The organism is Pseudohaliea rubra DSM 19751, assembly GCF_000764025.1.
Taxonomy (GTDB): Bacteria; Pseudomonadota; Gammaproteobacteria; order Pseudomonadales; family Halieaceae; genus Pseudohaliea; species Pseudohaliea rubra.
In genome coordinates this window covers 1-21,727 of record NZ_KN234749.1, presented here as the reverse complement: position 1 = coordinate 21,727, position 21,727 = coordinate 1, and the positions used below count along the sequence as shown (strand labels likewise).

Sequence of the window (21,727 nt, the reverse complement as noted above, 5' to 3'; positions counted from 1 at the left end):
ACGTGATGATATTATATTTCATTATGAAATAATCGGGGCATGACCAGCAGCATAGCTCCCGGGGTGCGGCGAGTTATCCGCCGCAGGGGCCTGCTTTATCGCCGGGAGCCAGCCTGCGCTGGTCTGACGGACGGTAACTTCGCAGCCCCTTGTCGGGGAAACTGCCTCGCATCGGCGCCCTCCCGTCGTCATCATCGACCCGGGACGGCTGACGAAGACGAAGGTCAAGGCCAGCTGCGGGAGGATGCCCCCACCAAGCGAATAGCGTGGAGCGACTGGGGGCACCCTCCCGCAGCGGGCCCGGAATACGGCGATGCATGACTCTCGAGCAGCGCCCCGGCCAGGTAAGGCTGCCCCCGGGAAAGCTACGATGAACCAGAAGAAAGGGTGCAGGAAGGCCTGAGTAACGGAACCGGGCCCGCCGTTGTGGGCCCGGCAACGCTCACTCCGGCAGGAACATATCGGTCATCTTGTCGATGGACCAGGAATCGGGCTTCTGGCTCGGCGGATATTCCCGGAAGGTCATGAGAAACTGGGTCATGGTAAAACCACCGCGGTACATCTGCGCGGCCTTGTCCACGTACCAGTCCCAGTAGGTGTTGGAGTTGTGGTCGGCCCGCTCGTACGGATCCCGGCGCAGGTGGAACAGCTTGGGCAGACGCAGGGTCACGAAGGGCTCGGCCCAAAGGGCCATGGTCTTTGCCCGGTTTTCGGCGTACACCAGTTTCCAGTCGCCCACGCGCACAGCCACCGGCGCACCAAGATCGTTCAGGTAGATGAACTCCTTCCGGGGCCCGTCCTCGGCCTCGCCCGTCAGGTAGGGGAGGAAATTGTAGCCATCGAGGTGCAACCGCGACTCCTTGTTGCCCACGGTCGTGCCTGCCAGCAACTTCGCTTTCAGCTGCGGGTCGCCGGCCGCCGCCGCAAGCGTGGGCATCCAGTCCAGGTGCGACATGATCGCCGTGGAGACCTGCCCCGGTGCAATTTTCCCCGGCCAGCGCACCATGGCGGGCACCCGGTAGGCCCCTTCCCAGTTCGAGTTCTTCTCGCTGCGAAAAGGGGTGATCCCGGCATCCGGCCAGGTGTTGTAATGCACGCCGTTGTCGGTGGAGTAGAAGACGATGGTGTTCTCGGCAATGTCCAGCTCCGCGAGCTGGTGGAGAAGATCACCGACCAGCTCATCGTGAGCGACCATCACATCGTTATAGAAACCCTGGCCGGATTTGCCCTTGTGCTTGTCGGCCCGGTGCGTGCGGAAGTGCATGCCGGTGGTGTTGACCCAGGTGAAGAAAGGCTTGTCCGCTTTCACCTGCCGGCCGATGAAGTCTTTCGCCGCGGCGACGAATTCCTCGTCCGCCGTCTCCATGCGCCTTCGGGTCAGGGGCCCCGTGTCCTCCACGCGACCATCGGCATAGGAGCGAATGACGCCGCGCGGCCCGAACAGCTCCTTGAAACGCGGATCCTCGGGGTAATCCTCATCCTCCGGCTCTTCCTCAGCGTTCAGGTGATAGAGGTTGCCGAAAAACTCATCGAAGCCGTGCGCCGTCGGCAGGAACTCGTCCCGGTCCCCGAGGTGGTTCTTGCCGAACTGCCCCGTGGCGTAGCCGTGCTCCTTGAGCACCTCGGCAAGGGTGATGTCCCGATTCTGGATACCCAGAGCCGCGCCGGGCATACCGACCTTGGAGAGCCCGGTGCGCAGGGGTGACTGACCGGTAATGAAGCTCGAACGCCCCGCGGTACAGCTCTGATCCCCGTAGTAATCAAGGAAGCGAATGCCCTCGTCGGCAATACGATCGATGTTCGGCGTCTCATAACCCATGATGCCGTCACCGTAGGCGCTGATGTTGGTAATGCCGATGTCGTCACCCCAGATGACAAGGATATTCGGCTTATCGGCCGCCTGCGTGCCGGCGGCGAGGACGAGGACGGTGGCGAACACCAGGCTCAGGCGTCGAAGCGTCTTCGTGATCATGGGCTTTTCCTTCTTACAGTGTTTTCCCCGAAAGCCGCAACCGCGGCCGCGTCAATGCCTGTTCCGGGCGTCGAAGGCGGCCTGCTGCTCCGCCGTGGCCGGCGCCTGATAGGCCGCTTTCCAATCCTCATAGGGCATGCCGTAGACGCGTTCGCGCGCAGCCTCGTAGCTGAGTTCGACGCCGTTTTCCTCCGCGGCCGCCACATACCATTTCGACAGGCAGTTGCGGCAGAAGCCGGCGAGGTTCATGAGGTCGATATTCTGCACATCCTTGCGCTCGTCGAGGTGTGCGAGGAGTCGCCGCAGCACCGCGGCCTCGATGGCCGTGTCGTCCTGTTCCGCCATGATCAATGGTCTCCGCTGTAGGCCAGGGTTACGTTAGCGCCGCCGATGCGGTCGCGCAACGCCTGCAGAAGCTCTTCCGTCGGGTTCACCTGCCAGCGCTCCCCGAGGCGCACCGGGGCGCGCACCCCCCCCTCGCAGTAGATCAGGCGCACCGGGCAGGCGCCGGGGGCGGCGCCGAGGGCCCGGGCGAGGAACTCCGTAAAGGCCTCGTCCACGGCCTCCCCGGCCACCTCGATGGTCAGCTGCCGGGCCAGCCGCTGCCGCTCCTGATCCAGGCTGTGCACGGCCTGCGCACGCAGGACGAGACCGCCACTGTAATCGTCCTGGGCCACGCGACCCTCGGCGACGATAATGGCATCCTTCACTAGCACGTCCCGGCACTCGAGGAAGGACTCTGCATAGACGGTCATCTCAATGCGCGCGCTGCGATCGTCCACCGTAGCGATGGCCATGGTGCCCCGGGCCGTCTTCGTGGTGCGCAGGGCGATGACCAGCCCCGCCACCCGCTGCACCGCGCTGCCATCAGGACGCAGATCGGCAATCCGGCTCGGCGCCATACGTCTTACCTCACCTTCATATTCGTCGATGGGATGACCGGTGACGTAGAGGCCCAGCGTCTCCTTCTCGCCGGCCAGCCGCTCCCGGTCGGACCAGGGGCGCACGCGGCGGTGATCGGCATAGCAGTCGCCGCCTGCCGCCGCAGCGGTGACTACCGCAGCGCCGAACAGGTCCGCCATGCCCGCCTCCAGGTTGGCGGCGTTCTGCTCGGCGGCACGCAGTGCGTCGTCGATGGCACTCGTGAGAATCCAGCGGTCGACACCAAGACTGTCAAAGGCCCCGGCGCGCACCAGGGCCTCGATGGCACGACGGTTTACCCGCCGGGGGTCAGTACGGTCGCAGAAATCTAAGAGATCGCTGAAGTCGCCGTCCTCCCGGCGCGCCGAGAGGAGATTCTCGATGGGCCCCTCGCCCAGGCCCTTGATGGCGCCGAGGCCGTAGACAATGTGTCCATCGCCATTCACCGTGAACGCATAGCTGCCCTCGTTCACGTCCGGCAGCTTTACGGTGAGGCCCATGCGCCGGGCCTCTTCGATAAGCACCACGATCTTGTCCGTGTTCGTCAGCTCCGAGCTCATCACCGCGGCCATGAAGGACGCCGGATGGTGAGTCTTCAGCCAGGCGGTCTGGTAGGAGACCAGCGCGTAGGCTGCGGAGTGCGACTTGTTAAAGCCGTAACCCGCGAACTTCTCCACCAGGTCGAAGATATGCGTGGCCAGCTCCGCGTCAACGCCCTGCTGCGCGGCACCCTCGGCGAACACGGTGCGCTGCTTCGCCATCTCCTCAGGCTTTTTCTTGCCCATGGCGCGGCGCAGCAGGTCGGCACCGCCGAGGGTGTAGCCCGCCAGCGCCTGGGCAATCTGCATCACCTGCTCCTGGTAAAGGATAATGCCGTAGGTGGGCTCGAGGATCGGCTTGAGCAGCTCGTGCTGGTAGTGCGGGTCCGGGTAGGCGATGGCCTCGCGGCCGTGCTTGCGGTTGATAAAGTTGTCCACCATCCCCGACTGCAGGGGCCCCGGACGGAACAGGGCCACGAGGGCAATGATGTCCTCGAAGCAGTCCGGCTGCAGCCGCGCGATCAGTTCCTTCATGCCCCGGGACTCCAGCTGAAAGACGGCGGTGGTCTCTGCCGACTTGAGCAGGTCGAAGGTAGCGCGGTCGTCGAGGGACAGCATGTCGATGTCGAGCGGTGGCTCACCGGTCTTTTCCCGCTCGGCATTGATGATGTGCACCGCCCAGTCGATGATGGTCAGGGTACGCAGGCCCAGGAAGTCGAACTTGACCAGCCCCGCGTCCTCAACGTCGCCCTTGTCGTATTGGGTAACCAGGCTACCGCCGTCCTCGTCGCAGTAGAGAGGCGAGAAATCCGTGATCTTCGACGGCGCGATCACCACCCCGCCGGCGTGCTTGCCGGCATTGCGGGTGACACCCTCGAGCTGCTCGGCCATGTCCCAGATCTCCTGCGCCTCCCCGTCTTCGGCAAGGAAGTCGCGCAGACTCTCTTCCTGCTCCAGAGCTTTCTCGAGGGTCATGCCCACCTCGAAGGGAATCATCTTCGACAGCTTGTCGGCCAGGCCGTAGGACTTGCCCTGCACCCGGGCGACATCGCGAACCACCGCCTTGGCGGCCATGGTGCCGAAGGTGATGATCTGCGACACCGCCTCGCGGCCGTACTGCCGGGCCACGTAGTCGATCACCTCGTCGCGGCGCTCCATGCAGAAGTCGACATCGAAGTCCGGCATGGATACCCGCTCGGGGTTGAGGAAACGCTCGAAGAGCAGATCGTAGGCCAGGGGGTCCAGATCCGTGATTTCCAGCGCATAGGCCACCAGCGACCCGGCACCGGAGCCCCGCCCGGGACCGACGGGGATACCCTGCTCCTTGGCCCAGCGAATGAAGTCCATGACAATAAGAAAGTAGCCTGGAAAGCCCATCTGAATGATCGTGTCCAGCTCGTGCTCCAGGCGCTGCCGATAGCGCGCCTCGGCCTCGCGGTTACCGGCAAGGCCGAGCTTCGCCAGGCGCATGGCCAGACCCTCGAAGGACAGGTGGCGGAAAAAGGCATCCATGCTCAGCCCCTCAGGCACGGGGTAGTCCGGCAGGCAGGGCTTGCCCAGTTCGATGACGAAGTTGCAGCGCTGGGCAATGGCCACGGTATTTTCCAGGGCCTCCGGGAGGTCCGAAAACAGCTCCGCCATTTCCGCCGGCGAGCGCAGGTACTGCTGCGCGCGATAGCGCCGAACCCGGCGCTTGTCATCCAGGGTCCGGCCCTCGCCGATACAGACACGCGCCTCGTGGGCCTCGAACTCCTCCGCGCTGAGAAAACGCACGTCGTTGCTGGCGACCACCGGGCAGCCGGCCTCGCCCGCCAGGGCCACCGCCCCGTGGAGGTGATCTTCATCGCCCTCGCGTCCTGTCCGGTGCACCTCGAGGTAGAAGCGCCCCGGGTAGCGGTTCATCCACTCGGCGAGGCGCTCCGCTGCCTGCTGCCGCCGCCCCGCTACCAGCGCCCGACCCACATCGCCCGCCGCGCCGGCCGACAGGGCGATAAGGCCCTCGCTGTACTGGTCCAGCCATGCGCGGGTCACCCGCGGCACACCCAGGCGCTGGCCCCGGGTATAGGCCCGGGAAATGAGCTCGGTAAGGTTGCGGTAACCGATGGCGTCCATCACCAGCAGCGTCAGGGTGGAGGTGTCATCCTGATCCTCCCGGTCGACGACCAGGAGGTCGGCGCCGAAGATGGGCTTGACCCCGGCAGCGAAGGCCGCCTTGCTGAACTTCACCAGACCGAAGAAGTTGCACAGGTCCGTGAGGGCCACGGCGCCCATGCCAAGCTCCGCTACCCGCTTCACCAGCGGCTTGACCCGGACCAGGCCGTCGACCAGCGAGTACTCGCTATGGAGCCGAAGGTGGACGAAATCGCTCATAGTTCGCGCTTGCCTCCTTTGATGTAGCGCCCGGGTCGGGTCCGGCCGCGCGGGCAGCTAGGCCGTTTCGGACCCTAGCAGCCGACGCACCGGGCCGAAGCTTCGCCGGTGCACCGGCGACGGCCCCAGCCGCGCCAGGGCGTCGAGGTGCTCCCGGGTAGGATACCCCTTGTGGCGATCGAAGCCGTAGCCCGGGTAGCGATCGGCCAGGGCAGCGAGCTCCCGATCGCGGGTCACCTTGGCCAGGATGGAGGCGGCGGCGATCTCCGCGTGCAGGCCATCGCCGCCGACCACGGCCTCGGCACGGTAGGGCCAGTGCGGCAGACGGTTGCCGTCCACGAGCACGTGGCCCGGGGTGGTGCCCAGGGCATCAACGGCGCGCACCATGGCCAGCAGCGAGGCTTGCAGAATATTCAGGCGATCGATTTCCTCAACGCTCGCACGACCGACGGCCCAGGCCAGAGCGCGTTCGAGGATCGCACCGGCCAGCTGCTCGCGACGGCCAGGGGAGAGACGCTTGGAGTCTGCCAGCCCATCGATGGGCCGCGCCGGGTCAAGAATGACGGCAGCCGCCACAACGTCACCGGCGAGGGGCCCGCGGCCGACCTCATCCACCCCGGCCACCGGCGCAGCGCTCTGCGGCAGCGCCACGGGCTGGCTGGCGGGGAACTCAGGCACCGGCGCCGAAGGCGCCTCAGGCCTTGCGATCGGCGCAGAGGATGGTCGCGGAAGCACAGAGCTCCCCGCCCACCTCCGCGCGCACGGCAAACTTCCAGATCCCGCGGCGATCACCGAGAATCTTCGCATGGAGGTACACTTGATCGCCGGGCACGCAGGGACGCTTGAAGCGCAGATCGTCGGCACCGACGAAATAGTAAATCGAGCCATCGGCCGGCGTCTTGTCCTGGGACTTGAAACCGAGGATGCCGGCGGCCTGGGCCATGGCCTCGAGGATCAAGACACCGGGGAAGACGGCCTTGCCGGGAAAATGCCCCTGAAAGAACTCCTCATTGATGCTGAGGTTCTTGTAGGCAACGATGGACTCACCGGGCACCAGCTCGACGACGCGGTCGACGAGCAGGAAGGGATAGCGGTGCGGCAGGTGCTCGCGGATACCATCGATGTCCATCAGCATGGCCTTGCTCCTTTGTTCTTGTGTCCGCGCCGCCGCACCGGGGCGCGAGCCCTCACTGGGCGTTGAGCTGGTTCAGCTTATCAGTCACCTTGGCGGTGATGCTGTAGCCCGGGTCCGCATGAATGACGGAATCACGCTGCAGCAGAAGACCGATGCCTTCATTCTGGATCAGCTCACGCAGCACCTCCTGCACCGTGGGCGACAGCTCCTGCAGCAGCGCCTGGCCGGTCTCCTGCTCTGCGGACTGCAGCTTGCCGGCCACATGCTCGAGATCGGACTGCTTGGAAGCGAGCTTCTTGCGGGCGGCCAGCTGCTGCTCCGGGCTCATCACGGCGGCGTCCTTCTGGAAATCCTGCACCAGCTCATCGAGCTCTTTCTTGAGCTGGTCGAACTCCTTCTTGTCAGCCTTGTAGTCATCCTGGTTGCGCACCGTCTCGAGCTCCTGCTGGGCGCGATCCGACTGCAGGATCGCCTGCTGCAAGTTGACGACGGCGATTTTACCCTGGGCGGCGGCAAGCGCCGGCAGGGTAAGCGCGGCGAGCGCAAAGGTCATACTGGCGAGTCTGTTCACGATACTCTCCCCTTATCTACAGTGGGTGGGTTGCGGTTGATGGTCAGAAGCCGCGGCCAAGGGTGAACTGAAACACCTCCTCACGATCAATATCGGAGGCATTCAGCGGCTTGGCAAGGCTGAAGGTCATGGGGCCGAAGCCGGAAATCCAGGTCACGCCGATACCTGCCGAATAACGGAGCTCATCGGGATCGATATCGAAGCAGTTGAGCTGCTCGCCCCCGCACTTGGTGTCGAAGACGTTGCCGATATCGAAGAAGAACGCCGAACGCAGGCTCCTGCGGTCCTTGATGAAGGGCAGCGGAAACAGGAGTTCCGCAGAGCCCTCAACCAGCGCATTGCCGCCAAAGGGCGGCGGGCGCCGGAAATTCTGCACTTCCTGGAAGGTAAGTTTGTCTGTCGCCGGGTCAAGGACGTAGCCGAACTGATCGCGGTCAGGGCCACCGACCTCGGAGGCGTTGCCGTCGCCGTCGATACCGGTGGCCGGCTGGCTGACGTCATAGATGACCGGCGGCGTACTCCGCGGGCCCAGCGTGTTGACCTGATAGCCGCGGACAGAGCCGAAGCCGCCGGCGAAGAAGTGCTCGTAGAACGGCAGATCCGTGGTGTCGCCGTAGCCGTCGCCGTAGCCCAGCTCCGTGCGGAAGTGCAGCACCCAGTCGTTGATGATGGGGAAGTAGATCTCACCGCGATAGGTGAGCTTGAAGAACTCGAGGTCCGACAGCGGCATGGACACTTCCAGGGCCACGGACTGGGAGGCGCCCCGCGTGGCGAGCTGACCACGGTTGAGCGTGGACTGGGTCCAGCTGCTGGTAACGGTCCAGTTCAGGAACTCATCGCCGTTCTCGTCAAGAAAGCCGGGCTCGGAGGGAATGGTAAGCGCACTTTCCGGGAGTTCACTCACCGGGCGGAGCACCTCCGGCGCCAGGTAGCTGCCGTCGGGCTGGCGGGTGCTCTCGTAAAAATCCTCAATGCCGGCAATGAGCCTCGGACTGGAGCGGATTTCCTGCACTGCAAAGCGCCCGGCGGTGATCTCCGTGTTCTCGATACCGAAGCTGAAGCCGAGACGCTCGGTCTCCTTGATCGGATAGCCGAAGTTGAGGCTGGCGCCGAGCGTATCGGTGGTATAGCTGGCCACGTTCACCTCGTTGAGGTCCGTGGAGCGATAAAAGACATTGAAACCGCGGCTCACCCCGTCCTCGGTGAAATAGGGATTGGTGTAGCTGAAATTATAGAGATCCTGGAAGCGCGAGGAATTGATACCGATGCCAACGCGCTTGCCGCTGCCGAGGAAGTTGTTCTGCTGCAGGTTCACGCCGAGGATAAGGCCGGCATCCTGCGCAAAACCGAGGCTGGCGCCAATGCTGCCGGAGGATTGCTCTTCGACCTCGAACTCGACGTCGATAAGGTCGTCGTGACCGGGCACCTCCGGCGTTTCCACGGTGGCCTCACTGAAGAACCCCAGACGCTGGAGGCGGATACGGGACTGCTCGATGGCGGCAGCGGAAGCCGGCGCACTTTCCATCTGCCGCATCTCCCGGCGCAGCACATCGTCGGCGGTACGCATATTGCCCTTGAAGCTGATCCGGCGCACGTAGGTACGCTTGCCCGGGTCGATGAAAAACTTCAGGCCAACGGTATTCTCTTCTTCGTTGATCTCGGGAATGCCGGTCACCTTGGCGAAGTTGTAGCCCTCATTGCCGAGGCGGCGGGTGATGTACTCCTCCGTAGCCGTGACCAGCTGCTGGGAGTAGGTCTGCCCTTCGGTAATCAGAATGAAGCGCTGCAGGTCGCTTTCATCGAGCACGAGGTCACCGGAAAGGCCCACGGAATCGACAGCGAATTTCTCGCCCTCGGTAACGTTCGCAGTGATGAACACCTCTTCCTTGCTCGGGGAGACAGAGACCTGCGTGGAGTCGATGTTGAACTGAAGGTAGCCGCGATCCAGGTAGTAGGAGTTCAGCGCCTCCAGGTCGCCGGTAAGCTTTTCGCGGGAGTACTTGTCGTCATTGGTGAAGAAAGACAGCCAGCCGGTTTCCTTGAGCGCGAAGATGTCCTTCAGCTCCTCATCGCTGAACACGGCGTTGCCGACGACATTGACGTGCTTGATGGAGGCCACAGTGCCTTCGTCCACTTCGATGTTCACAGAAACCCGGTTGCGCGGCTCCGGCAGCACCTCGGTCTCGATGTTGGCGTCGTAGCGGCCCTGCTGCACATACTGCCGCTGTAGCTCGAGCTGCATGCCCTCCAGGGTGGAACGCTGGAACACCTGCCCGACGGCGAGGCCCGCGCTCTTGAGGCCACCAAGGAGCGCTTCGGTCTCGATAGCCTTGTTGCCGTCGATATTGATCTCGCTGATGCTCGGCCGCTCCGCGAGTACGACCACGAGCACGTTGCCATCGCGGCCAATGCGGATATCGTCGAAGTTGCCGGTAGCAAACAGATTGCGTGCCGCGGTCCGGATACTCGCCGTGTCGGCAATATCGCCGACGCCGATAGGCATGGCCGCGAAGACGCTGCCCGCAGAGATACGCTGCAGGCCCTCGACACGAATGTCGGAGATTACAAAGCCCTGCGCCCAGGCCAGCGGGGCCAGCAGCCAGAGGGCAAGGATCAAGGTGCGGCAAGTCAACGGTCGCGTTTTCAATGCGTTCCCAACATCAACACAGCACGCCCGCTGCACCGGCCGCCCTCAGGCGCCGGCGCCCTCCAGCTAGAGGCGCGCAAAATCGTTATACAGTGCCAGCATCATCAGGCTGATCACCAGAAAAAGGCCGACCTGGTAACCCACCGCCTGGATGCGCTCCGGCACTGGCCGTCCAACCACCAATTCTACCGCGTAATAAAGCAGATGACCGCCATCCAGCACAGGAATCGGCAAAAGATTGAGCACACCCAGGCTCACGCTGAGCAGGGCAAGAAAACCGATGTAGGATTCAAGGCCGGACTTGGCTGAGGTGGACGCCACTTTAGCAATGGTGATCGGGCCGCTCAAGTTCTTCGGCGAGATGAGCCCCTGGAGCATCTTGCGCACAGACTCCAGGGTAAAGGAGATCAGTTCACCGGTGCGCCGGATTCCCGCGCCCAGCGCCTCTACGGGGCCACGCTCAAAGTCCCGGCGCAGGTGTTCGGGCATCGGCGGTACCGCCACGGCCATGCCGATACGGCCGATAGGCTCCCCGGCCTCGCTGGTCGCGGGCTCGGGAACGATGCGCGCCTCGAACTCACTGCCGTTCTCTCGGCGCACCCGCAGGTCAATGGCCTGCCCCGGGCGCTCACGCACGAAGGCGACCCAGTCTTCCCACAAGGGCATGGGTCGACCGTCGGCGCTGAGCACGAGGTCGCCGACGGCAAGGCCCGCGCGCTCCGCAGCGCCGCCGGGCACGATCTCGTCAGCCCGCGGTTCGACCGGCGGTGTGAAGAGCTTGAGACCGATGCCCCCGAGGAGGTCCGGCTCCTCCTCGCCGGCGAGCCAGGCGTCGAGGCGGGCGCTGGATTCGTAGCGGATGTCGGAGTCCGGGTAGCGCGCCGTGAAGCGGATTTCGCCGGTGTCACCGATACGCTCGAGGAGGCGGAAGCTCAGCGCCTGCCAGGTCGGCGTCTCGCGCCCGTCCACAGCGACAACCTCCTGCCCCGGCTCGAGGCCGGCGAGGTCCGCCACGGAGCCGGCCTCAACCTTGTCGATGAGCGGCGCGTAGCCGCTCTCGCCGGCGAGGAACAGACCCCAGTAGGCGACGATAGCGAGCAGGAAGTTGGCCAGGGGGCCGGCAGCCACCACAGCGATGCGCTGCAGCACCGGCTTGCGGTTGAAGGCCCCGCCCAGCTCCGCCGTAGGGACCTCACCCTCGCGCTCGTCGAGCATCTTGACATAGCCGCCGAGGGGAATCGCCGCAAGGGTGTACTCCGTACCCAGCCGGTCGTGCCAGCGGGCCAGCGGTCTGCCGAAGCCGATGGAGAAGCGCAGCACCTTCACGCCGCAGCGGCGGGCAACCCAGAAATGGCCATACTCGTGCACGGCGACGAGAATCGCCAGCGTTGCGAGGGTAATGAAAATGGTCTGCAGCAGGTCCATCAGGGCTCCGATTGTGCGAGCGGTCTGCTGCCGCGGGAGCGCAGCAGCTCCGCGGCCACCAGCCGGGCCTCGTCGTCCGCAGCTTCGACAACAGCGAGGCTCTCGGGTTCAACGCGCTTCACGCGCGCAAGGGTGTTCTCGATGACCGCGGGGATATCCATGAATCCGATGGCACCATCGAGGAAGCCGGCCACAGCCACCTCATTGGCAGCATTGCAGGCGGCCATGGTGGTGCCGCCGGCAGCGATCGCCTCCCGGGCGATACGCAGGCAGGGGAACCGCTCCTCGTCCGGGGCCTCAAAATCCAGGCGCGCCGTTTCGAAGAGATCCAGGGGCATGACGCCGGCGGCGAGGCGCTCGGGCCAGCCAAGGCCGTAGGCGATGGGCGTGCGCATGTCCGGATTGCCCAGCTGGGCCAGCACCGAGCCATCCCGATACTGCACCAGGGAATGAATGACGCTCTGCGGGTGGACCACGATGGTCACCCGCTCCGGCCCGACGCCGAAGAGCCAGCAGGCCTCGGCCAGCTCCAGACCCTTGTTCATGAGCGTCGCGGAATCCACGGAGATTTTGCGGCCCATGGACCAGTTGGGATGTGCACAGGCCTGATCCGGCGTTGCAGCGGCGATGCGCGCCGTGTCCCACGTCCGGAAGGGGCCCCCGGAGGCCGTCAGCAGAATCCGCTCGACACCGGCAAGCCCGGGGCGGGCGCTGGCATCCACAGGCAGGCACTGGAAAATAGCGTTGTGCTCACTGTCGATGGGCAAAAGCAGCGCACCGGCATCACGCACAGCGGACATGAACAGGGCTCCGGCCATGACCAGCGCTTCCTTGTTGGCCAGCAGCACGCGCTTGCCGGCGCGGGCCGCCGCCAGGGTGGCGGGAAGCCCGGCGGCACCGACAATCGACGCCATCACGACCGCTACGGCCGGGTCCGCGGCGACCTCATCAAGCGCAGCCGCCCCACCGAGCACCGTCGTAGCCGAGCCGGCGCGGGTAAGCTCCCTGGCCAGCTCCTCCGCCGCCCCCTCGTCGGTCATGACCGCGTAGCGCGGAGCATGGGCCAGGCACTGGTCCCGGAGCGCGGCGACGGAGCGCTGCGCCGTGAGCGCGTGGACGGCAAAACGCTCCGGGTGCCGGGCAAGCACATCCAGCGTGTTGACGCCGATGGATCCGGTGGAACCGAGGACCGTGACCTGTTGCTTTCCGGTCGGTGTCATCATCAGTACCCCGCGAGCAGTAGACCAAGGGTGAAGGTGGGCGCCGCGCCGCAGAGGCTGTCGAGGCGATCGAGCAGGCCGCCGTGGCCCGGCAGCAGAGAGCTGGAGTCCTTCACACCGCTCTCCCGCTTGACCATGCTCACGGTGAGATCCCCGAGGACAGAGGTCAGCGCCGTGACCAGGGCCACAGCAACCACCGCCGCCAGGCCAAGATGATCCAGCCGTACCGGCAGGAACATCCAGAGCAGGGCCGCTACCGCGACGCTACAGGCAACACCCCCCCAGAAGCCCTCCCAGGTCTTGGCGGGACTGACGGCCGGCGCCAGCCGATGGCGGCCAAAGCGCTTGCCGGTGAAGTAGGCGCCGATATCGGAGGCAGCGACGAGCAGCACCAACGCCACCATGAGCGCTCCCCCCAGGGGCAGGGTCAGCAGGTAGACCGCCGCAACCCAGGCAGGCACCAGGACGAACAGACCCATAAGGCCGCGCATGGGACGGGAATTCCAGATCACGGCGCTACCGGGAAAAGCGCGCACCCAGAGCAGCGCAAAGCACCACCAGAGGCAGGCAAGACCGAGCACCGGCTGCACATCCGCCCGCCGCGGCGTCTCGCCCAGGGGGAGCAGAAACCAGACCCCGGCACAGCCCGCGAGCACCAGCAGAGCGAAGAGCGCCTGCCGTGCCGCACCGCGAAAACCCGACAACGGCGCCCATTCCCAGGCGCCGGCCGCCACCACCAGGGCAAAGGCAGCCGCCAGGGCCGCCACGGGGAGGAAAAAAATACCCGCAAGAAACAACCCCGCCATGGCGAGGGCCGTAATAACCCGCTGCTTAAGCATCGAGGTCGCCGCTGGCGACGAGACCATCGGGTTCGCGCTGGCCGAAACGCCGCTCGCGCCGGGAGTAGTCGGCCAGGGCGCGGGCGAATTCCAGTTCGCCGAAGTCGGGCCATAGCGTCGGGGTAAAGTAGAGTTCACTGTAGGCAAAATGCCAGAGCAGAAAATTGCTGATCCGCGCATCGCCACCGGTACGGATACAGAGATCCGGCAGCGGCAGTTCGGCCAGGCTGAGCTCCGCCGCCAGGGCGGACCGGTCAATGGCTGCCGGATCGAGCTCGCCGCTGACCGCACGCTCCGCCAGACGCCGCGCGGCGCGGGCGATATCCCACTGACCGCCGTAATCGACGGCGATAACCACCGTCGCCTCCCGATTGGCAGCGGTGCTGCGCTCGGCGTGCTCCATGAGCCGCTGCAGGCGCACACTGAAGCGGGTCCGCTCGCCGATGAAGCGCAGGCGCACCCCGTCCTCCCGCAGCTGCTTCACCTCGGTGCGCAGGTAACGGGAAAGTAGCGCGAGCAGGGCTCGTACCTCATGCCGGGGGCGGCCCCAGTTCTCACTGCTGAAGGCGAAAAGCGTGAGCACCTCCACCCCGTTATCTCGGCAGGACCGCATGATGCTGCGCACGGCCTCCACCCCGGCCCGGTGCCCGGCGGGACCGGGCAGCCCACGGCGCTTGGCCCAGCGATTATTGCCGTCCATGATGATGGCCACATGGCGCGGCACAACTGCCGGAGGTTTGCCGCTCGGCGCGGTCATCGCGAGTCGTCAGATTTCCATCAGGTCGGCTTCCTTGTCCGCGAGCATCGAATCTACCCGGGCAACGTAGCCGTCCGTGAGTTTCTGCACCGCGTCCTGGCCGCGGCGCTCGTCGTCTTCGCTGATTTCTTTTTCCTTGAGCAGATCCTTGAGCATGCCCATGGCATCCCGGCGGGCATTGCGGACGGAGACGCGCGCCGACTCAGCCTCGCTCCGGGCCTGCTTGATATAGCCCTTGCGCGTCTCTTCGGTCAGCGGCGGCATGGGAATGCGGATGACCTCGCCGGCCGTAGCCGGATTGAGCCCGAGGTCGGACTTCATGATCGCGCGCTCGACCTCCGGGATCATGGACCGGTCCCAGACCGTGAGGCTCAGGGTACGGGCGTCCTCAACATTGACGTTCGCCACCTGGTTCAGGGGCGTATCGGCGCCGTAATAGGGCACCTTGAGACCGTCGAGGATGCTCGGATGCGCCCGCCCGGTGCGGATCTTGTTGAAGTGGGTACCGAGGGCGTCGAGGCTGTTCTTCATGCGCTCTTCGGCCTCGCGCTTGATGTCGTCGATCACGCTGTTACTCCCTGTTGATCACTCGATGAGCGTACCATCGCGGCCGCCGCGAACGATATTAAGCAGCGCGCCGGCTTTTTCCATCATGAATACACGCACGGGCATGTTGTGGTCCCGGCAGAGGCAGATGGCGGTGAGGTCCATCACCTCAAGTTTCTTGTCGAGGACTTCGTCATAGCTCAGCCGCTCGTAACGCTCCGCGTCCGGCTCTTTCATGGGGTCGGCGGAATAGACGCCGTCCACCTTGGTGGCCTTGAGCACCAGGTCTGCCTCTACCTCGATACCGCGCAGGCAGGCGGACGAGTCGGTCGTGAAGAGCGGATTGCCGGTGCCGGCGCAGAAGATGACGACGTCGCCATTGGACAGCGCACGCATTGCCTTGCGCCGGTCGTAGTGATCTACAACCCCGGACATGGGGATGGAGGACAGCACCTGCGTGGCGATGTTGGACCGCTCGAGGGCGTCGCGCATTGCCAGGGCGTTCATGACCGTGGCCAGCATGCCCATGTGGTCCCCGGTGACCCGGTCGAGCCCTGCGGCCTGCAGTGCCGCGCCGCGGAACAGGTTGCCGCCGCCGACCACCAGCCCGACCTGCACGCCGATACCCACCAACTGACCGATCTCGAGGGCCATGAGGTCCAGCACCTTGGGATCGATGCCAAACTTCTCCCGGCCCGACAGGGCCTCCCCGCTGAGCTTCAGGAGTATCCGCTTGTACTTCTTTTCGCCGCTCGCTGTCACTCGCTCTCGCACCTCCCTCGGAACTGCCGCTATCTTACCCGACAACCCGGCCCGGCGGCAGCGCTCTGGGTTGTTTTACGACTATCGCGGGGCCGGGCAACCCCTCGCGTCGAAAAAAACAGCTCGTCGCGGATTCCCGGGAAGGAGGTTGGAAGGTGCCCCCAGTCGCTCCACGAATCGTGGAGCGACTGGGGGTACCCTCCCGCAGCCGCACCGGGAAACTGCAACGAGCGAATAACGAAGGAGCGTCCCGGCCGGGCAAGACCGGGGGGCATCCTCAAACACTCGCCCCGGAAATCAGAAATCGCCCTGAAAAGTGCGTAGTCCAAAAAAAACGGGGCTAAGGCCCCGTTTTGGTCTGCTGAAGCGACCTCAGCCACCCAGCTGCGCGGCGACCTCGGCGGCGAAGTCGACGGTCTCCTTCTCGATGCCCTCGCCGACCTCGAAACGGCTGAAACCCGCCACCGAGGCACCGGCTGCGGCAACAAGCTTGCCGACCTTCATGTCCGGGTCCTTGACGAAGGGCTGCTCGATCAGGCTGTTCTCCGCGAGGAACTTCTTGATGCGCCCGCCGATCATTTTCTCGACGATCTCCGCCGGCTTGCCGGACTCAAGGGCCTGCGCCGTATAGATTTCTTTCTCCTTCTCGACCAGCTCCTGCGGCATATCGTCCGGGGACACTACCGGCGGATTGACGGCCGCCACGTGCATCGCCACGTCCCGCGCCAGGTCCTGGTCGCCACCCTGGAGCTGAACCAGCACCGCAATGCGGTTGTTGCCGTGGACGTAGGAGCCGACGACACCGTCGCTGGCTTCCAGCACAGCCACGCGGCGCACGCTGATGTTCTCGCCGATCTTCTGCACCAGCCCTTCCCGGGCCTGCTCAAGCTCGCCGGCCATGAGCGCGGCAACATCGTCCTGGCGCTCACTGAAGGCCTTCTCCAGAACGCTGTCGACAAAGCCCAGAAAGCTGCCGTCGCGGGCGACGAAGTCGGTTTCGCTGTTCACTTCCACCAGGACGCCGTAGCTGCCGTCCTCGGCAACGCGGGCGGCAACCACGCCGTCCGCGGCCGTGCGGCCAGCCTTTTTAGCGGCTTTCATGCCGCTGGACTTGCGCAGCTCCTCGATCGCCTTCTCGATGTCACCATCGGCGGCGGCGAGAGCTCGTTTGCATTCCAGCAGACCGAGTCCGGTCCGTTCCCGAAGTTCCTTCACCAATGCTGCAGACATTGCAGTACCTCCTGCGGTATCGACCCGACGCTTCCGGGCCGGTCAAACCTCTATCAAAACGATGAAGGCCCGCCCGGCATTGCCGGCGGGCCCGTGCCCTGTTCCGTGCGGCGTGCAGCCGCGGGAAAGCTCAGCTGGCGTCGGCAGCCTCGGTTTCCGCGGCGCCGGCGTCGTCCGCGGCTTCGGCAGGCGCCTCTTCCACGAACTCGTCTGCGGCCGCCACGGCCTCACCGGATTCCACGCGACCGGCGATGCAGGCATCGGCGAAGGTTGCCACGTAGAGCTTGATGGCGCGGATCGCGTCGTCGTTGCCGGGGATCACGTAATCGACGCCGTCCGGGTCGCTGTTGGTATCGACGATGCCGATAACCGGGATCCCGAGCTTGTTCGCCTCGGTGATCGCGATGCGCTCGTGGTCCACGTCGACCACAAACAGCGCGTCCGGCAGGCCGCCCATATCCTTGATGCCGCCGATGCTGCGCTCGAGCTTCTCCATATCCCGGGCGCGCATGAGGGCTTCCTTCTTGGTCAGCTTGTCGAAGGTACCGTCAGTCTGCTGGGCCTCAAGCTCACGCAGACGCTTGATGGAGGCGCGGATCGTCTTGTAGTTGGTGAGCATGCCACCCAGCCAGCGGTGGCTGACGTAGGGCATGCCGGCGCGCTGCGCCTGTTCCTTGATAATCTTGCCGGCGGCGCGCTTAGTACCGACGAAAAGAATCTTGTTCTTGTTGCCGGCCATGTTCTTGACCAGCCCGAGCGCCTCATTGAGAGCCGGCACGGTGTGCTCGAGGTTGATGATGTGGATCTTGTTGCGGGCGCCGAAGATGTACTGATCCATCTTCGGGTTCCAGAAACGGGTCTGGTGACCGAAGTGCGCACCAGCTTGCAGCAGGTCGCGCATGCTTACCTGGGACATGATAGTTACCTTTTCTTGGGTTGGGTCCTCCACAGGCCCCCGGCACCAAACCGTTCGCGACGGCACCCTGGTGCGGGTTGCGGCATGTGTGCGTATTTACCGCGGACCTCCGCGGCGCGCGCTTTATAGCACAGCGCCCCCGGGAAGAAAAGCCCACGCCCGGGGACAGACCCGGGCCGCCGGGGGCCTCGCCGTCGTTACCGGGTGCCAGGCCCATGCGTTACACTAACCGGCTGACAATAATCCCCGGCCGCCGGCGGGGGGCACACCACCTTGCAACGGATGACCCATGGCAGTCTCAATCAAGTCAGCAGAAGAGTTGGAAAAGATGCGTGTGGCGGGCCGCCTCGCAGCAGAGGTCCTCGAAATGATCCGGCCACAGGTCATACCCGGCGTGACCACCGGAGAGCTTGACCGCATCTGCCACGACTATATCACCGGCACGCAGGACGCGATCCCGGCGCCGCTGAATTACCATGGCTTTCCCCGGTCCATCTGCACCTCCGTGAACGATGTGGTCTGCCATGGCATCCCCAGCGACGGCAAGAAATTGAAAAAAGGCGACATCGTGAATATCGACGTCACCGTTATAAAGGATGGCTACCACGGGGACACCAGCATTATGGTCGGGGTCGGCGAAGTACCGGCCCACGCCGAGCGCCTGGTGCGGATCACCCAGGAGTGCCTCTATCGCGCCATCGACATCGTTCGCCCGGGCACCAGCCTCGGCGACATCGGCGCGATCATCCAGGAACACGCCGAAGGCAATCACTACTCGGTGGTCCGCGAGTACTGCGGCCACGGCATTGGCCGCGTCTTCCACGAAGACCCGCAGGTGCTGCACTACGGCCGCCGTGGCGAGGGCCTGGTGCTGGAGCCGGGTATGACCTTCACCATCGAGCCCATGGTCAATGCCGGCCGCCGGCACACGCGGCTCAACCAGAAGGACGGCTGGACCGTCACCACGCGCGATGGCCGCCTCTCGGCCCAGTGGGAGCACACCCTTGCGGTGACCGGGGACGGCGTCGAGGTCCTTACCCGTCGCAGCGAAGAGCCCTTCTAAGCACCCATGGCAGCACTACCCCTTCAGCTGTTCAACACCGAACACTTTCGCAGCCGCGCCGAAGAAGCGGGGCTCGTGGCGGCCGGACGCAGCACCCTGGCAGAGAGCAACGCCGCCCTGGACGCAGCCTTCAGCGCAGGAGAGCCCGCCGGGGAACTGATCCACGGCCGGGCCCGGGCCATCGACGGACTCCTTCGGGAGCTCTGGTCCCGGGTCGACTGGGGCCCGGCACCCCTTGCCCTGGTGGCCGTGGGCGGCTACGGCCGCGGCGAGCTGCACCCGCACTCCGACATCGACCTGCTGGTGCTCCACGACGACGATGCCACCGTGCCGGAGGTGGCCGTCGAGCGTTTTGTGACGCTGCTCTGGGACCTCGGCCTGTCCCTCGGGCACAGCGTCCGCAGCGTCGCCGAATGCACCCGGCGGGCCGGTGAAGACATCACTATCCTTACCAACCTGCTCGAGGCAAGGCTGATCGCCGGGGAGGATGCCTTGCTGGCGGAACTCCGCGAGCGCACCGGCACCGCTCACATGTGGAGCGCCCGGGCCTTCCTCGAAGCAAAGCACGCGGAGCAGGCGTCGAGGCACGAGAAATTTGCCGATACGGAATACAACCTCGAGCCCAACGTAAAGAGTTCCCCCGGCGGTCTGCGCGATCTTCAGCTCATTGGCTGGCTGGCGCGGCGCCACTTCGGCTGGAGCAGTGTCGAGGAGCTGGCCGAGAACGGCCTGCTTACGGAAGAGGAGGCGCAGATCCTGCTCCGCGGCCGCGAGTTCCTCTGGCAGGTCCGCTATGCCCTGCACACGCTGGCCGGCCGCGAGGAAGACCGTCTGCTCTTCGACCACCAGCGCGCCCTGGCGCGCCAGTGGGGCTTCACGGATGATGAAAAACTCGCCGTGGAGAAGTTCATGCAGGTGTACTACCGCTGGGCCCTGGCCATCGCGCAGCTCAACGAACTGGTCCTTCAGACCTTCGATCAGGCCATCCTGCGCACCGCCAGCGAGGACGAGGTCGAGGTTATCGACGATAACTTCGAGATCCGCAACGGCTATATCGCCGCCCGCCGCCCGGCCCTGTTCAGCGAGCGCCCGGGCGCCCTCCTCGAGGTGTTCCTGCTGGCCGGCAGCCACCCCGCTATCAAGGGTATCGCCGCGCCGACGATCCGTCTCATCCGCGAGCACCGGCATCTGGTCGACGATGACTTCCGCGCCGACCCGGCCAACCGGGCCCGGTTCCTCGCCATCCTGCGCAGCCCGCACCGCATGACGCGGCAGCTGCGGCGCATGGCCCGCTACGGCATTCTCGGCAAGTACCTGCCGGCCTTCGGCCGCGTCGTCGGGCAGATGCAGCACGACCTGTTTCACACCTACACGGTCGATGCACATACGCTGCAGGTGGTGGAGAACATGCGCCGCTTCCTGCGCCCGGAGAGCGACGAGCGCTTCCCGGTGACCGGTCGCGTGGCGCGCCGCCTGCCGAAGATCGAACTGCTGTACATCGCCGGCCTCTACCACGACATCGGCAAGGGCCGCGGTGGCGATCACTCGGAGCTCGGCGCCGTCGATGCCGAGGTCTTCTGCCGCGATCATGGCCTCAGCCGACGGGATACGGAGCTGGTGAGCTGGCTGGTGCGCAATCACCTGCTCATGTCTGCCGTGTCCCAGCGCAAGGACATTTCCGATCCGGATGTGATCCAGCAGTTCGCCCGCCATGTGGGCAGCCAGGAGCGCCTCGACTACCTGTTCACGCTTACCGTCGCCGATATCACCGGCACCAACCCGACACTCTGGAACGCCTGGCGCGGCAGCCTGCTGCGCCAGCTTTACGCCGAGGCCAAGCGCGCGCTGCGCCGCGGCCTTGAGAACCCCGTGGAAAAAGGGGAATGGATTGAGGAAACGCGCCGGGCCGCGATGGAGCTGCTGGAATACCGCGGCTTCACCGAGGACGAGCTCGCCGCCCTGTGGTCCGAGCGCGGCGAGGACTACTTCCTGCGCGAGCGCGCCGAGGATATCGCCTGGCATACGGAGGCGATTGCCGGACACCACGATCGCGAACAACCGCTGGTGCTGGTGCGCAATACGGTGGAGTCGAGCGTTGCCAACACCACGCAGCTTTTTATTTACGCGCGCAGCGACAAGGGCACTTTCCCGCGCATCTGCGCCGAGCTTGAGCAGCTCGACCTGAGCATCCACGATGCCCGGGTCTACAACGGCAGCGACGGTATGAGCCTCGACACTTTCTACGTGCTGGACTCGAGCGGCGCGCCCCTCGATGAAGAGGCAGGCCGCCTCAAGCACATTGGCGAACACCTCAGCCGGGCCCTCGCCGACGAAGCACGGGGCGTAGCCATCGTGCAGCGGCACATGCCCCGGCAGATGCGCTCCTTCAGCCTGCCCACGGAGACCTCCATGACTACCGACGAGACCAAGGGAGTCACGATCCTCGAAGTCATGTCCCCGGACCGGCCGGGGCTGCTCGCCCGCATCGGCGAAGTCTTCGTCCGCTACGGTGTCGTACTGCAGGCCGCAAAGATCCAGACCCTTGGCGAGCGGGTCGAGGATGTGTTCTTCATCACCGACGATGCGCAGCGTCCGCTCACGGACCCGGCGCGCTGCCGGGATATCCAGGAGGCCATCTGCCGCGAGCTGGACGGACAGCAGGCGGCATGAACCCGGACCTCGAGCGGCTCCAGCCCTATCCTTTTGAGCGCCTGCGCGAGCTGTTTGCAGAGCTCGCGCCCCCGGCGGACAGGCGGCCCATCGCTCTTTCCGTGGGCGAGCCGCAGCACGCCCCACCGGCAGCCGTCTGCGAGG

The 21,727-nt window shown here is 65.2% G+C and carries 17 protein-coding genes and 1 pseudogene; 3 read left to right on the top strand and 15 right to left on the bottom strand.

The window, feature by feature from the left end; all coding sequences use genetic code 11:
• Positions 1-442: 442 nt before the first annotated feature.
• The 15 genes from HRUBRA_RS03185 to rpsB form a co-directional block, all read right to left on the bottom strand.
• A complete protein-coding gene (locus HRUBRA_RS03185; protein WP_035514503.1) occupies positions 443-1,972 on the bottom strand; it encodes an arylsulfatase in 1,530 nt (509 codons plus the stop codon).
• Positions 1,973-2,023: 51 nt separating this feature from the next.
• Positions 2,024-2,317: a DUF1244 domain-containing protein gene (locus HRUBRA_RS03180; RefSeq protein WP_035514502.1), complete on the bottom strand. Its 294-nt coding sequence runs from the start codon at positions 2,315-2,317 to the stop codon at positions 2,024-2,026.
• Positions 2,318-2,319: 2 nt separating this feature from the next.
• The gene (gene dnaE / locus HRUBRA_RS03175) at positions 2,320-5,802 is read right to left on the bottom strand and encodes a DNA polymerase III subunit alpha (RefSeq protein WP_035514501.1); all 3,483 of its coding nucleotides are present in this window, start codon (positions 5,800-5,802) and stop codon (positions 2,320-2,322) included.
• A 57-nt stretch (positions 5,803-5,859) separates the two neighbouring features.
• On the bottom strand, positions 5,860-6,480 hold the full coding sequence (gene rnhB / locus HRUBRA_RS03170) for a ribonuclease HII (protein ID WP_236629771.1): 621 nt from the start codon (positions 6,478-6,480) through the stop codon (positions 5,860-5,862).
• 16 nt (positions 6,481-6,496) lie between these two features.
• Positions 6,497-6,934 (bottom strand): 3-hydroxyacyl-ACP dehydratase FabZ, encoded by a 438-nt coding sequence (gene fabZ / locus HRUBRA_RS03165; RefSeq protein ID WP_201771521.1) that lies wholly within the window; start codon positions 6,932-6,934, stop codon positions 6,497-6,499.
• Positions 6,935-6,989: 55 nt separating this feature from the next.
• Positions 6,990-7,508 carry an OmpH/Skp family outer membrane protein gene (locus tag HRUBRA_RS03160; RefSeq protein WP_236629770.1) on the bottom strand — a complete coding sequence of 173 codons (519 nt, stop codon included), beginning with the start codon at positions 7,506-7,508 and terminating at the stop codon, positions 6,990-6,992.
• A 43-nt stretch (positions 7,509-7,551) separates the two neighbouring features.
• Positions 7,552-10,125, bottom strand: coding sequence for an outer membrane protein assembly factor BamA (gene bamA / locus HRUBRA_RS03155; RefSeq protein ID WP_236629769.1), 2,574 nt, complete (start codon positions 10,123-10,125; stop codon positions 7,552-7,554).
• 96 nt (positions 10,126-10,221) lie between these two features.
• On the bottom strand, positions 10,222-11,580 hold the full coding sequence (gene rseP / locus HRUBRA_RS03150) for an RIP metalloprotease RseP (RefSeq protein WP_035514497.1): 1,359 nt from the start codon (positions 11,578-11,580) through the stop codon (positions 10,222-10,224).
• A complete protein-coding gene (gene ispC, locus HRUBRA_RS03145; protein WP_052094325.1) occupies positions 11,580-12,800 on the bottom strand; it encodes a 1-deoxy-D-xylulose-5-phosphate reductoisomerase in 1,221 nt (406 codons plus the stop codon). Before ispC ends, rseP begins: the two co-directional genes overlap by 1 nt.
• 2 nt (positions 12,801-12,802) lie before the next feature.
• Positions 12,803-13,639, bottom strand: coding sequence for a phosphatidate cytidylyltransferase (locus HRUBRA_RS03140; protein ID WP_035514493.1), 837 nt, complete (start codon positions 13,637-13,639; stop codon positions 12,803-12,805).
• A complete protein-coding gene (uppS, locus tag HRUBRA_RS03135; RefSeq protein ID WP_084592417.1) occupies positions 13,632-14,396 on the bottom strand; it encodes a polyprenyl diphosphate synthase in 765 nt (254 codons plus the stop codon). Before uppS ends, HRUBRA_RS03140 begins: the two co-directional genes overlap by 8 nt.
• A 9-nt stretch (positions 14,397-14,405) precedes the next feature.
• The gene (frr, locus tag HRUBRA_RS03130) at positions 14,406-14,963 is read right to left on the bottom strand and encodes a ribosome recycling factor (protein ID WP_035514491.1); all 558 of its coding nucleotides are present in this window, start codon (positions 14,961-14,963) and stop codon (positions 14,406-14,408) included.
• 18 nt (positions 14,964-14,981) lie between these two features.
• Complete coding sequence (gene pyrH / locus HRUBRA_RS03125) at positions 14,982-15,704, bottom strand: UMP kinase (protein WP_035514489.1); 723 nt, start codon at positions 15,702-15,704, stop codon at positions 14,982-14,984.
• Positions 15,705-16,076: 372 nt separating this feature from the next.
• Complete coding sequence (gene tsf / locus HRUBRA_RS03120; RefSeq protein WP_035514487.1) at positions 16,077-16,934, bottom strand: translation elongation factor Ts; 858 nt, start codon at positions 16,932-16,934, stop codon at positions 16,077-16,079.
• A 130-nt stretch (positions 16,935-17,064) separates the two neighbouring features.
• Entirely contained in the window at positions 17,065-17,850 is a 786-nt protein-coding gene (gene rpsB, locus HRUBRA_RS03115) for a 30S ribosomal protein S2 (protein ID WP_035514485.1), read from the bottom strand.
• A 289-nt stretch (positions 17,851-18,139) separates the two neighbouring features.
• Between rpsB and map the strand changes: the two genes are divergently transcribed.
• The 3 genes and pseudogenes from map to HRUBRA_RS15095 all read left to right on the top strand — a co-directional run.
• Positions 18,140-18,913 (top strand): type I methionyl aminopeptidase, encoded by a 774-nt coding sequence (map, locus tag HRUBRA_RS03110; protein ID WP_035514484.1) that lies wholly within the window; start codon positions 18,140-18,142, stop codon positions 18,911-18,913.
• Between the two features lie 6 nt (positions 18,914-18,919).
• Positions 18,920-21,583, top strand: a complete 2,664-nt coding sequence (glnD, locus tag HRUBRA_RS03105; RefSeq protein ID WP_035514482.1) for a [protein-PII] uridylyltransferase — start codon at positions 18,920-18,922, stop codon at positions 21,581-21,583.
• A pseudogene (locus HRUBRA_RS15095) lies at positions 21,580-21,727 on the top strand (succinyldiaminopimelate transaminase); the annotation flags it as partial. The gene glnD and the pseudogene HRUBRA_RS15095, both read left to right, overlap by 4 nt.

What these genes read in the sequence shown, in the direction of transcription:
- map (WP_035514484.1), top strand. Translation starts at nt 18,140, where the DNA reads ATGGCAGTCTCAATCAAGTCAGCAGAAGAGTTGGAAAAGATGCGTGTG.
- HRUBRA_RS03180 (WP_035514502.1), bottom strand. Translation starts at nt 2,317, where the DNA reads ATGGCGGAACAGGACGACACGGCCATCGAGGCCGCGGTGCTGCGGCGA.
- HRUBRA_RS03140 (WP_035514493.1), bottom strand. Translation starts at nt 13,639, where the DNA reads ATGCTTAAGCAGCGGGTTATTACGGCCCTCGCCATGGCGGGGTTGTTT.
- HRUBRA_RS03185 (WP_035514503.1), bottom strand. Translation starts at nt 1,972, where the DNA reads ATGATCACGAAGACGCTTCGACGCCTGAGCCTGGTGTTCGCCACCGTC.
- rseP (WP_035514497.1), bottom strand. Translation starts at nt 11,580, where the DNA reads ATGGACCTGCTGCAGACCATTTTCATTACCCTCGCAACGCTGGCGATT.
- tsf (WP_035514487.1), bottom strand. Translation starts at nt 16,934, where the DNA reads ATGTCTGCAGCATTGGTGAAGGAACTTCGGGAACGGACCGGACTCGGT.
- ispC (WP_052094325.1), bottom strand. Translation starts at nt 12,800, where the DNA reads ATGACACCGACCGGAAAGCAACAGGTCACGGTCCTCGGTTCCACCGGA.
- rpsB (WP_035514485.1), bottom strand. Translation starts at nt 17,850, where the DNA reads ATGTCCCAGGTAAGCATGCGCGACCTGCTGCAAGCTGGTGCGCACTTC.
- glnD (WP_035514482.1), top strand. Translation starts at nt 18,920, where the DNA reads ATGGCAGCACTACCCCTTCAGCTGTTCAACACCGAACACTTTCGCAGC.
- uppS (WP_084592417.1), bottom strand. Translation starts at nt 14,396, where the DNA reads ATGACCGCGCCGAGCGGCAAACCTCCGGCAGTTGTGCCGCGCCATGTG.
- dnaE (WP_035514501.1), bottom strand. Translation starts at nt 5,802, where the DNA reads ATGAGCGATTTCGTCCACCTTCGGCTCCATAGCGAGTACTCGCTGGTC.